Annotated in this window: 9 protein-coding genes; 5 read left to right on the top strand and 4 right to left on the bottom strand. The window is 67.7% G+C overall.

Annotated elements, in window-relative coordinates; translation table 11 throughout:
* The first annotated feature begins 461 nt into the window (after positions 1–461).
* Complete coding sequence (locus AC1DQP_RS10065; RefSeq protein ID WP_478051523.1) at positions 462–1532, top strand: hypothetical protein; 1071 nt, start codon at positions 462–464, stop codon at positions 1530–1532.
* 51 nt (positions 1533–1583) lie between these two features.
* Here AC1DQP_RS10065 and AC1DQP_RS10060 read toward each other — a convergent pair whose 3' ends face one another.
* Positions 1584–2552 (bottom strand): DUF2268 domain-containing putative Zn-dependent protease, encoded by a 969-nt coding sequence (locus AC1DQP_RS10060; RefSeq protein WP_478051522.1) that lies wholly within the window; start codon positions 2550–2552, stop codon positions 1584–1586.
* Positions 2553–2764: 212 nt separating this feature from the next.
* The gene (locus tag AC1DQP_RS10055) at positions 2765–3175 is read right to left on the bottom strand and encodes a hypothetical protein (RefSeq protein ID WP_457321429.1); all 411 of its coding nucleotides are present in this window, start codon (positions 3173–3175) and stop codon (positions 2765–2767) included.
* 653 nt (positions 3176–3828) lie between these two features.
* Here AC1DQP_RS10055 and AC1DQP_RS10050 point away from each other — a divergent pair.
* Positions 3829–4347, top strand: a complete 519-nt coding sequence (locus AC1DQP_RS10050) for a nuclear transport factor 2 family protein (protein WP_478051521.1) — start codon at positions 3829–3831, stop codon at positions 4345–4347.
* A gap of 174 nt (positions 4348–4521) precedes the next feature.
* Here AC1DQP_RS10050 and AC1DQP_RS10045 read toward each other — a convergent pair whose 3' ends face one another.
* On the bottom strand, positions 4522–5904 hold the full coding sequence (locus AC1DQP_RS10045; protein ID WP_478051520.1) for an aminotransferase-like domain-containing protein: 1383 nt from the start codon (positions 5902–5904) through the stop codon (positions 4522–4524).
* A 119-nt stretch (positions 5905–6023) separates the two neighbouring features.
* Here AC1DQP_RS10045 and AC1DQP_RS10040 point away from each other — a divergent pair, with 119 nt between their 5' ends.
* Positions 6024–6887: a DMT family transporter gene (locus AC1DQP_RS10040; protein ID WP_457320233.1), complete on the top strand. Its 864-nt coding sequence runs from the start codon at positions 6024–6026 to the stop codon at positions 6885–6887.
* A 15-nt stretch (positions 6888–6902) separates the two neighbouring features.
* Here AC1DQP_RS10040 and AC1DQP_RS10035 read toward each other — a convergent pair whose 3' ends face one another.
* Entirely contained in the window at positions 6903–7193 is a 291-nt protein-coding gene (locus tag AC1DQP_RS10035) for a putative quinol monooxygenase (protein WP_457320231.1), read from the bottom strand.
* 277 nt (positions 7194–7470) lie between these two features.
* On the opposite strand from AC1DQP_RS10035, the gene AC1DQP_RS10030 reads away from it, so the two are divergent.
* Together AC1DQP_RS10030 and AC1DQP_RS10025 are read left to right on the top strand one after the other, a co-directional pair.
* Positions 7471–8922 (top strand): SulP family inorganic anion transporter, encoded by a 1452-nt coding sequence (locus AC1DQP_RS10030; RefSeq protein WP_457320229.1) that lies wholly within the window; start codon positions 7471–7473, stop codon positions 8920–8922.
* Between the two features lie 220 nt (positions 8923–9142).
* The coding region (locus AC1DQP_RS10025; protein WP_478051519.1) for a methyl-accepting chemotaxis protein at positions 9143–11656 on the top strand (2514 nt) is incomplete at its 3' end.

The raw sequence follows: 11656 nt of genomic DNA, 5'->3' as shown, positions 1-11656 counted from the left end.
GAGCCCAGGCTGAGGTCTGCACTAAATCATGCCTGAATTGGACGGGGGCGGGTTACCGTCCCTTGTGCCAAGGACGCGCTCAAAGTGAGTCGGAAAGTGAGTCTCAGATCTATTCTAGTCCGATAATTCCACGTAAAAACAATTGCTTGGAATTCTAATGCAGTTGCTGGTGGGGCCGCCCCAATGGCGTCCATGTACGTCCAGCGAAGCCCGGAAGCCGACGGATTTTCAAAAAGACAGAGCTGTTGACCGTCCATCGTTGTCCAAGGCGATGCCCCTGCATTCGGCCGCCCACGCATAGTCCGCTCGATGCCAGTTGCAATGGGTGGCGCACCCGTAGCCATGAATTTCCCACGTGGCTCGCTACGGCACCCCTGCGCGGCCCCCTGCCGATGGGCACGTTGTGGAACCGTCGGCAGCATGCTCGAATCAGGCCACCCGGTCGTCCAGGAGCATGTCGGATGTCATTCAGATCCCAGGCACGGCACTTCGTGTGCATGGCCGTTCTTGTGCTGGCGCCCCAGTGGGCCAGCGCCCAGGCGGGCGACCCGACGCGCCAGGCGCCTGCGCTGGTGACGGTGGGCTACGACGACGCCTTTGATCTGTTCAATCTGCTGGACAACCTGCCCGATTGGCTGCCTGGCTACACCAACGCGATCTACCAGCAGGACTGGGAGCGCAGGTTCGGCCTGGATGCGAAGGATCGGGCCGCGCTCGAGGCATACGCGCGGTTTCGTCAGCGTACGTCTCCCATGGCCCGTGATGACGGGGGCAAGCGGCCCCTCGCGGATAGCCTGTTCGCCGGCAGCGATACACGCATTGGCGACCCATACACCGGCTACTTCCAGAACGCGGCGTCCTTCACCGCTGCCACCGAGGCCGCGATCGCCGCGCAGGCACCTGGCGACCGCGAGCGGTTGCGGCGCTACTACGCGCGCTTTGCGCCCCGTGCGCGTGCGCTGCTGGCCGGGACGGCGCGCTTCAGTCGACAACAGGAGGCGTTGACCAGGGAAATGGCGGCGCCGGAAGCCGCCGCGTTTGCGTCGCGCATGCGCACCTTCTACGGCGCCGAGGCGGCGCCCCTCTTCCACGTGCGCTTCGTATGGTGGCCATACGCGGACCGCACCCAGGCCAAGCTTCGCGGTGGCTCCATCGTGCTGTTCTCCGAACTGGGCGTGGAGGAGGACTGGGCACCGATCGTGCTGCACGAGTACGCGCATTTCCTGTCGGCGGGACTGCCCGCAGCCAATCGAGAGGCGTTGGCTGCGGCGTTCGCGCGGCGGTGCCCGGGTGCCCTGGCGCTGCCCAATCCGTTGAACGCACTTGAAGAGCCGTTGGCCATCTACTGGGGCCAGTACCGGTTCGAACGGGAAGTGCGTGGAAAAGCGTTGTCCAGCGATGCGTCGTGGTACATCCAGCCGCACGCTGACCGCGCAGCCAAGGCCATCGCGGCCGCGTTTCCGGCCGATCGCCCGGCGCCGGCGCTTGCCGTGGGGCCGCTGTTGGAGGCGGCCGCCTCGGCCTGCGAGTGAGGCCGAACGATTGCTGCCGCCCCGTCATGGCGGATCGCTGATTTCCATCAATCAACGGAAATATCCCGACCGCTCGATCAGCGCATCCACCGCCGCCACATCGTCATACCGCAGCTCCAACAGCGTGGCGATCGCGTTGGCCTTGTCTGGCTGTGCCGCGTAATACGCGCTGGCGATGCGGTAACCGACGTAATACCCCAGGTCGCTGACCCCGAAGCGGTTGCTGCTGCTGTTGTACAGCCAGTCGCGGTAGTCATTGCCATGTCGGTCGGCCAGGAACTGCTGCTTGAGCCGCGCCTCATGGGCCGGGCCGTACACGTACAGCGGAAGGTCGGGCTTCTTCCCGGTGACAAGCTCGGCCACCCGCTCCGCCACGCCTTCGCGCAGCGCGTATTGGGCCAGGGTATCGCCGGCCTCGACCTGCTGGGTGTGGATGTACTCGTGGATGTTGTTCTGGCCGTTGTTGTGGAACGGCTGCGAGGCATAGAACGTGCGCAGACGGGTCTGCAGGGGTTCGGGAAGCTCGGATACGTCGACACTGGCGTCGCCCAGGGCGAGTTCGGCACCGATCAGCACCTTGTCGTCCAGGGTGGTTCCGCCGGTGCGCAGCACGCCGATCGCGTAGGTGATGCTGGCCGGGCGCAGGGCCGGATACAGGCGTTTGAGCTGGGCCAGGTCAGCGTCGAGGGCGGCGGTTGCGGCCAATGCACGGCCGGTCAGGGGGCGCACCGAGGCCCAGTAACGCGGCCAGGCATCGATTGCCGCCACGTACTGCTCGCCGGTGTAGCCGCGTGCCTCCATCAACGCATGCAGGCCGGGCGTGCCCTTGTCGATGTAGAGCATCTTGATGCGCTGCAATTTGCGTGCGGGGTCGGTTTCGCCGCGGACCGCATCGTGGGCGATCCAGAAGTTGTCGATATCGCGGGTATATACCTGCGCCGAGGCTGACTGAGCTGCGGCGGTCAATGTCAGCGTGCCTGCAATGAGAAAGGCGGTGAGTCTTTGCTTCCATAGCGTCATGTCATTCGCCTTGCCGGTGGGTGTCCACCGTTGGATGCGGGAGCGAGTCAGAAGGTTTAATTCGTGTTTGGTTGGGTGCTGCCGGCTTTGGTCGCGGCGGCGATTTCCGCATCCGCGCACCTGTTGGCCTGGCCGGCGGTGATGTGGAGCGTCAGCCTTGTTCGCGGCGGAGCAGCGCCGACAACGCGCGACACCCCCATGGCGCACGGAGTTCAGCGCAGCAACGAACGCGCCTGGTCGATACGCCACGTGCCGTTCAACGCGAGCACCACGGCGACGTTGCCGCACAGCAGGACCTCCGCTTCGTTGTCCTGGCGCAGGCAGCGGTCGGCACCCGGCAGCAGGAGTACCTCGACCTCCCCGATATAGTCATGCCGGTCGTGGTGGCGGGCACGCACCCTCGATCGGTACGGTCCACGCACCGTGCGTGCGACTGGGCGGTTGCCGGCGGCGCGGGCTGCCCGGGCCAGGTCGATGACGTTGCCACGCGGCATCCGCCAGACGATGCGTTCGGGCTGGCCGAACCAAAGCAGCGCGTCTGTTTCGCGGGGATGCAGCGCACGGGTGGTTGGCGTGCGGCTCAGTACCTGCCATTTCCTTCCGTCACGTCCAATCCCTCGCATGGCGCCCCGCAACGCGGGGAGAGCCGGCCATTTTGCCATCGGGCAAGACGCGTGCGCGTTGGACGGATGGTGGATGGCCGTGCGCGTGCGCCGCGGTTCGGCCTGCCGGCATACGACCGATACCGGCGGCATCACTGCACGGAACAGGCCGGTGTACGCGACCGACGGCGCGATGGCGGCAACGGGTAACAGGCAACCTGCCGGCGCGCGAGGTGCGGCGGCGCTCGTTCCCGCAACCGCTGCGCTTGCCGATGGTCAGCCAGGGTGAAGTGGCCGAGCCGACCAACGGTCGGCTCTACCAGGTGGCGCCCGCCGACGGCGGCGCCTGGAGACGATCAGGTCGGTGCGAAACCCTTGCTGGTCTTCTTCTCATTCTTCTCCGCCTTCTTTTCCTTGGCGGTCTTGGCGGGCTTTTTCTTCTGCTCTTTCTTGCTGTCCATGCTCTTGGCCATTGCGGTGTCTCCGTGGTGATTGCGCGGAGCATGGCACAGTTGGAGGCAGGTCGACGCATCGGCAGTGATGGCGGGCCCTTTGGCACTTGAAGGTCGTGCCGCCGCATGGGAAAAGTGGCGGCCACGGCGAGGCCCTGGCCAGACTGCCGGCAGGGTCCGCCCCTCGTAGCGCCGCCACCTCTCGATGAACAGGGAACTGCCATGAAGCCGCTCCAATCCGCCAGCATCCTGCTGCTCCTGACCATCGGCGCAGGCGCCGCCTGGGCCGCGCCGACCAGCGCCGAGGYCACCGGGGCAGACCTTTCCCGCACGATCACCGCGCTCGACCAGAAGGTGTTCGACGCTTACAACCGGTGCGATCTGGATACGTTCGGCCGCTACTTCTCGCCGACCGTGGAGTTCTACCACGACACCGGTGGGGCCACCTTCGACCGGGCCACGGTGGTGGCCAATACGCAGAAATATATCTGCAACAAGGTACGTCGCGAGTTGATCCCCGGCACACTCAAGGTGTATCCGATCAAGGACTTTGGCGCGATCGAGGAAGGCGAGCACCGCTTCTGCGAGCTGGCCAGCGGCACCTGCGAAGGCAGCGCCAAGTTCGTCATGGTCTGGCAGTTGAGCGACGGCCAGTGGCAGCTGACGCGGGTACTGAGCTACGGGCACCGCGCGTTGACCGATGCGGAGAAGGCGACACTTGGGCATGGCGGCGGTAAATAGCGCGAAGTGGCGCTAAATAGCGCTATTCAGCGCGACTCAATGCACATCAACGCCACTCAGCGCGCCGCCTGCTGCCACGGCGTGTGCACGAACTCCAGGCTGTACCCATCCGGAGCCAGGACACCGGTTGCGTGGTAGCGGGGTCGTCATGCATCGCCCTGATCGACAGGCGCATCACCCGCGCATGGCACGTGCCAGCACATCGAACACGCGGCGGTCCTGCGCCTGGGCGGCATTGAAGCGCAGGAACCCGGCGGCGTTGAGCGAGGGGCTGAATGCATTGCCCGGCGCCAGCACCACGCCGTCGGCCAGGCAGCGACGGGCGATGGTCGCCGCGTCCAGGCCATCAGGCAGGCGGCACCACAGCAGCATGCCGGCCTGCGGCACCACCCACGGGGTAATGCCAAGCGTGGCCAACCGCGCCAGCGTGGCATCACGCGCTGTCGCCAACCGTGTGCGCACGGTTTCCACATGGCGGCGGTAGCCGCTGTCGGTGAGCGCGGTGAGCAGGATGTCGGCGGCCAGGCGCCCGCCGCCGAAGCTGGTGGCGATCTTCAGGTCGGCAAGGCTGTCGATCCAGTCGGGGCGGGCGGCGATGTAGCCGCAACGTACCGAGGCCGACAGGGTCTTGGAGAAACTGCCGACCTGGATCACCCGCGACAGGCCATCGAAGGCGGCCAGTCGCGGTGCGGGGCTGTGCTCGAAATCGGCGAACAGGTCATCCTCGATGATGACCAGGTCGCTGTTGTCGGCACGCTTGAGCAGCTGGTGCGCGGTGACCGGTGAGAGCACCGCCCCGGTCGGGTTGTGGATGCCGGAATTGGTGATGTACAGACGCGGTGCATGCGCTTGGAGTGCGGCGCCGAAGGCTTCGACATCCGGTCCGGTCGGGGTGTAGGGGATGCCCACCACCTGCACGCGATGCGCCTTGAGCAGCGCAAGGAAGTTGAAGTAGCAGGGATCGTCGACCAGCACCGTGTCGCCGGGCTGCAGCAGGAAGCGACAGATCAGGTCGACGGCGTGCGAGCCGGACTCGGTCAGCATGATCTGATCCGGCGCCACCTCCACCCCATGCCCGGCCAGGCGCCGCGMCAGAAGCTGGCGCAGCGGCGGCAGGCCGAGCGGCGTGGCGTAGTCGGCCAGTGCCGATGCCGGTGCACGCGCCGCGCTGCGCAGGCCGCGGCGGATGCCTTCGACGTACATCCAGTCCTCGGGCAGCCAGCCGCAGCCGGGTTTGAGCAGGCTGGCATCGGGCTCCAGCGATTGCCGTGCCAACCACAGCGGATCGACCTGGCGGTCGCGCGGCGGATCGATCCCGGCCAGCGCCAGCGGCGCCACCGGGCCGCACACGTGGAAGCCGGCGCCGGGCCGCGCGCTGATCAGGCCTTCGGCGGTCAGGCGTGCATAGGCTTCCACCACGGTGGAGACCGACACCTGCATCGCCTTGGCTTGTGCACGGACCGAGGGCAGGCGCATGCCCGGCACGTAGCTGCGGGCGCTGATGCGGTCGCGCACGGTGGCCATGACGACGTCGATGCGGGTGGGGGTCAGGCGCATGCGCAGCGGTTCCGTACGGTGTGTGTAGGCATAACAGTTCGGTCCAAGTGTACTGGACTGTGTCTGGGCCATGCCGCCGGCCGCGTGATCCACTGGCCGCCACTTTCAAGGATTTCAGCATGGACACCACGACGCGCGGCTGGCTCAACGGATTCATCGGCGTGCTGATTTTCGCCGGCTCGTTGCCGGCCACGCGCGCGGCGGTCGCCGACCTTGATCCGACCTTCCTGACCGCTGCACGCGCCAGCATTGCCGCGCTGCTGGGGCTGGTGATGCTGCTGGCGCTGCGGCAACGCCGACCCGCGCGCGCGGACGTGGCCGCGTTGCTGGTGGTAGCACTGGGCGTGGTGGTGGGGTTTCCGCTGTTGACCGCGTTGGCGCTGCAACATGTGTCATCGGCGCACTCGATCGTATTCCTGGGCCTGCTGCCGCTGAGCACGGCGCTGTTTGGCGTACTGCGTGGTGGCGAGCGCCTGCGTCCGGCGTTCTGGGGCTTCTCACTGCTGGGCAGCGCGTCGGTGGTGGGCTATGCGCTGCTTGGCGCCGGGCAGGCCTCGCTGCAGGGCGACCTGCTGATGCTGGCCGCGGTGCTGGTGTGCGGCTTGGGCTATGCCGAAGGCGCGCGCCTGTCACGCACGCTGGGCGGCTGGCAGGTGATCAGCTGGGCGCTGGTGCTGTCCCTGCCGTTGATGCTGCCGCTGTTGTGGCTGCGCTGGCCGTCCACATTGGCTGACGTAGGCAACCCGGCCTGGTTGGGGTTGGGGTACGTTTCGGTGTTCAGCATGCTGGTCGGCTTCATGTTCTGGTACCGCGGGCTGGCACAGGGCGGTATCGCCGCGGTCGGTCAGCTGCAGTTGCTGCAGCCCTTCTTCGGCCTGGGGCTGGCCGCGCTGCTGCTGCACGAGCAGGTCAGCGCGGCGATGCTGCTGGTGACCCTGTGCGCGGTGGCCTGCGTTGCCGGGGCGAAGCGGTTCGCGCGCTGAGCGCGCGGCCGGGGGTCAGCTGCCGAGCCCGCCCACCGGTTCGGTCTCGAAGCGCTCGCCAAATCCGGTGATGTGTGGCCGGGCTTGGGCGATCGCGGCCTGCACCGCCGGCAACGCGAGCGAGGCACGATGCTGTTCCTGGCTGTCCCAGACTTCGGTGATCCAGATTGCATCGGGAAGGCCGGGGTCCCTGGCCACTACGTAGCTGCGGCAGCCGGGCATGTCGGCGGTGCCGTCGAGCAGGATCGCGATGACCGCATCGCGCTGGCCGGGTGTCACCAACATCTTGCCGATCAGTCCGTACATGCCAGGCACCTGCTGCGGGAGGTAACGACCATCGTGCGCGCGCGTTGCGGCGACGGTCAACCGGCACTTCGGCAACGGGCACGGCACGCCGTGCGTTGAGCCGGGCAGGTGGCTGCGCTATCCTGCGCGCCGCTTCCGCCCCCCCTGCTGGATTGTTGTGATGACGCCACCCTGATACCGCGTTGACCACGCGCCCGTGCCACGGCCGGGTCCAGGGAGTGCCTTGTCCTCATCACACAACGCGCCGTGCGCATCGCCGGTGCGTGGAGCTTTTTCCATGTCTGTTTCCTATCCGCTGCGCCAGCAATGGCTCGGTAATATCCGCGGTGACCTGTTGTCCGGCACGGTGGTCGCGCTGGCCCTGATTCCCGAAGCGATCGCGTTTTCGATCATCGCCGGGGTCGACCCCAAGGTGGGGCTGTACGCCTCGTTCTGCATCGCGGTGGTGACCGCCATCGCCGGCGGGCGCCCGGGCATGATCTCGGCGGCAACCGGGGCGATGGCGCTGGTGATGGTCGATCTGGTCAAGGACCATGGCCTGCAGTACCTGCTGGCGGCGACGATCCTGGCCGGCGGATTGCAGCTGCTCGCCGGCGCGCTGAAGCTGGGGGCGCTGATGCGCTTCGTGTCGCGCTCGGTGATCACCGGCTTCGTCAACGCGCTGGCGATCCTGATTTTCCTGGCACAGCTGCCCGAGCTGGTCGGGCGCTCCTGGCATGTCTGGGCAGTGTGTGCCGCCGGGTTGGCCATCATCTACCTGCTGCCACGCGTCACCCGCGCGGTGCCCTCGCCGTTGGTGGCGATCGTGGTGCTCACCGCGCTGTCCATCGGCCTGCACTGGGATGTCCGCACGGTGGGCGACATGGGGGCGCTGCCCGACAGCCTGCCGGTGTTCCTGTTCCCGGACGTGCCGTTGACCTGGGACACCCTGCGCCTGCTGCTGCCGGTGTCGGCGACGCTGGCGGTGGTGGGGCTGCTGGAGTCGATGATGACCGCGCAGATCGTCGAGGACATGACCGACACCCCCAGCCAGCGCAACCGCGAGTGCGCCGGCCAGGGCCTGGCCAACATCACCGCCGGCCTGTTCGGAGGCATGGGCGGCTGCGCGATGATCGGCCAGTCGGTGATCAACGTGTCCTCCGGCGGGCGGGGCCGGCTGTCGTGTCTGGTGGCCGGGGTGCTGCTGCTGTTGCTGGTGGTGTATGGCGCCGAGTGGGTGCGGCAGATTCCGATGGCGGCACTGGTGGCGGTGATGATCATGGTCAGCATCGGCACCTTTCATTGGCGCTCGTTCCAGGAACTGCGCCAGCACCCCAGGAGCTCGTCGATGGTGATGCTCGCCACCGTGGCCGTGACCGTGGCCACCCACGACCTGGCCAAGGGCGTGCTGACCGGGGTGCTGTTGTCGGCACTGTTCTTCGCGCGCAAGGTCGGACGGATGCTGCAGGTGGAGGATGCCGTCGAGGCGGACGGCACCCGTGTCTACCGCGTCAGCGGGCAGGTGTTCTTCGCCTCGGCCGGGCAGTTCGCGGCCAGTTTCGATCTGCAGCAGGTACCGGCGCGGGTGGTGATCGACCTGGCCGACGCGCACTTCTGGGACCTCAGCGCGGTGGCGGCGCTGGAGCGGGTGGTGGAGCGGTTGCGCGCGCACGGCGCGCAGGTGGAGGTGCGTGGGCTCAACGCCGCCAGCCAGACCCTGGTCGAACGGCTCGGGCGGCGCAGCGCCTGACGGGGCGCGACCCGGTCAACACTGAACAGGGTCAGGAAGTGGTCCTCAACATCGGCGCGCGGGCGCCGTTATCCAGCTCAATGCCCCGATACATCCGAGATCGGGGCAAGGGTCGGGCGTGAGTTGCACCGCGCCGACCTGGACCGCAATGGATTGCGTGAAGCCGTAGTTGGCGCCCAAGGGCGCCGGCTGATCCGTACCCCTTTCCGGAACCGCCCCCATGCCCGCGTCCCGCACCACTTCCCCGCGTCCCGGCAGCATCGCCAACCGGCTGATGCTGGGTACCGCGCTGATCGCCATGCTCTGCTTCGGCGTCACTGCGGCCATCAGCTACCACGAAGCCAGCCAGGCGCTGATCGAAGCCTCGCGGCAGACCATGCAGAGCCAGGCCGATGCCGAATCGCGCCGGGTCGGTGCGGAACTGGCCGCCGCGTTCTCCACCAGTCAGGCGCTGGCAGACAGCCTGGTGGTGCAGCACAGCAACGGGACGCTCTCGCGCGCGACGGCATCGCAGGTGCTGCAGCAGCAGCTGCGCTCGCACCCTGAGTGGGTGGGTCTGGGCACGTTGTGGGAGCCGCAGGCGTTCGATGGCAAGGACGGCGAATTCGTCGATGCCCCGGCGCACGACGCCAGCGGCCGCTTCATGAGCTACTGGTCCTGGCAGGACGGCACCCCGGTGGAGGACGCGCTCAAGGGCTACGACGTGCCCGGTGACGGCGACTGGTACCTGCGCCCGCGCGCGCTGAAGCGGCCGACCGTGGCCGAGCCGTACCGCTATGAGATCGCCGGCAAGCCGGTGCTGATGACCACGCTGTCCACCCCGGTGCTGGACAAGGGCGAATTCCTTGGCGCGGTGACCGTCGATGTCGGCTTGGCCACGCTGCAGGAACGCCTGGCCGCGCTGCGCCCGATGGGCGAGGGCCATGTGGAGCTGATCTCCCCCGGTGGCATCGTGCTGGCGGCCAAGGACGCCAAGGAAATCGGCAAGCGTCGCGACGATGCGGCCACCCGCGGCATCCTGGCTGCGGTCGCAGCGGACAAGCCGTTCCAGGACTTCAACGTGGACGCCGCCGGTAACGTCAAGGCGTACGTGCCGCTGCGCATCGGCAACAGCCAGGAGCGCTTCGCGCTGGGCGTGATCGTGCCGCATGACCTGATCACCGCGCAGGCGCGTGCGCTGCTGTGGATCATCCTGGCCGTGGGCCTGGGTGCGGCACTGGTGCTCAGTGCCAGCGTCTACGTGCTGCTGCGCCGTCAGGCCATCCGCCCGCTGGCCGATGCGGTGCGCCTGTCCGTCGACGTGGCCGAAGGCCGCCTGGACACGCCGCTGCCGCCGCCGCGCAATGACGAAGTGGGCCGGCTGCTGGAATCGATGCAGCGCATGCGCAGCCAGCTGCAGGCGGTGATGGCCGCGCAGGCCGACATGGCCCAGCGCCATGAGGCGGGCGAGCTCAGCTACCGGATGGATGCGCAGGCCTTCCCCGGTGCCTACGGGCGCATGGTGGACGACAGCAACCAGCTGGTCGGGGCGAACATCGCCGTCACCCGGCGCCTGGTCGAGGTGATGCAACGCTATGCGGTCGGCGATCTGTCCCAGGACATGGATCGCCTGCCGGGCGAACAGGCAAGCTTCACCGAGGCGATGGACACCACCAAGGCCAACCTGCGCGCGATCAACACCCAGATCCGCGACCTGGCCGGCGCGGCGGCGCTGGGCGATTTCAGCCAGCGCGGCGACGTGGTGCGCTTCGACCACGACTTCCGCGGCATGGTCGAGAACCTCAACACCATGATGCAGGTCAGCGACGACAACCTGCAGCAGATCTCCGCACTGCTGCGCGCGATCGCCGCCGGTGACCTCACCGCGCGCATGCAGGGCGAGTTCCACGGTGTGTTCGCGCAGATGCGCGACGATGCCGATACCACCGTCACCCAGCTGACCGACATCGTCGGCCGCATCCAGCAGGCCACCGACAGCATCAACCTGGCCGCTGGCGAGATCGCCTCGGGCAACAGCGACCTGTCGCGCCGCACCGAGCAGCAGGCCGCGAGCCTGGAGGAAACCGCGGCATCAATGGAGGAGTTGACCTCCACCGTGCGGCAGAACGCCGACCACGCCGTGCAGGCCAACCAGCTGGCCGCCAATGCAGCCGAGGTGGCGTCGCAGGGTGGGCAGGTGGTGGGCCAGGTGGTGACCACCATGGCCGGCATCGAGTCCTCGTCCAAGCGCATCGCCGAGATCATCTCGGTGATCGATGGCATCGCCTTCCAGACCAACATCCTGGCCTTGAACGCGGCGGTGGAAGCGGCGCGCGCGGGTGAGCAGGGGCGCGGTTTCGCCGTGGTCGCCTCGGAGGTGCGCGCGCTGGCGCAGCGCTCGGCCGGTGCGGCCAAGGAGATCAAGACCCTGATCGACGACTCGGTGGACCAGGTGACCCAGGGCTCGGCGCTGGTGCGGACCGCCGGGCGCACGATGGAAGACATCGTCAGCGGCGTGCGTCGGGTCAACGACATCATGGCCGAGATTTCGGCGGCCTCGAAGGAGCAGTCGGCCGGCATCGAGCAGGTCAACCAGACCATCACCCAGATGGACGAAACGACCCAGCAGAATGCCGCGCTGGTCGAAGAGGCCACTGCCGCCGCGCGGGCGATGGAGGAACAGGCGCAGCAGCTGGGTACGGCGGTGGCGATCTTCCGTATCGAGGCTGCCGCAGGCCGTGCGGCACCGGCGGGC

Source organism: Stenotrophomonas sp. P5_A8, assembly GCF_056400545.1.
Note: the sequence above shows the minus strand (reverse complement) of the source record. Positions and strands in the feature narration are given on the sequence as shown.

Coding starts and splice junctions, on each gene's coding strand:
- AC1DQP_RS10060 (WP_478051522.1), bottom strand. CDS start 2,552: ATGACGCTATGGAAGCAAAGACTCACCGCCTTTCTCATTGCAGGCACG.
- AC1DQP_RS10035 (WP_457320231.1), bottom strand. CDS start 7,193: ATGTACGGACTGATCGGCAAGATGTTGGTGACACCCGGCCAGCGCGAT.
- AC1DQP_RS10055 (WP_457321429.1), bottom strand. CDS start 3,175: ATGCGAGGGATTGGACGTGACGGAAGGAAATGGCAGGTACTGAGCCGC.
- AC1DQP_RS10065 (WP_478051523.1), top strand. CDS start 462: ATGTCATTCAGATCCCAGGCACGGCACTTCGTGTGCATGGCCGTTCTT.
- AC1DQP_RS10040 (WP_457320233.1), top strand. CDS start 6,024: ATGGACACCACGACGCGCGGCTGGCTCAACGGATTCATCGGCGTGCTG.
- AC1DQP_RS10030 (WP_457320229.1), top strand. CDS start 7,471: ATGTCTGTTTCCTATCCGCTGCGCCAGCAATGGCTCGGTAATATCCGC.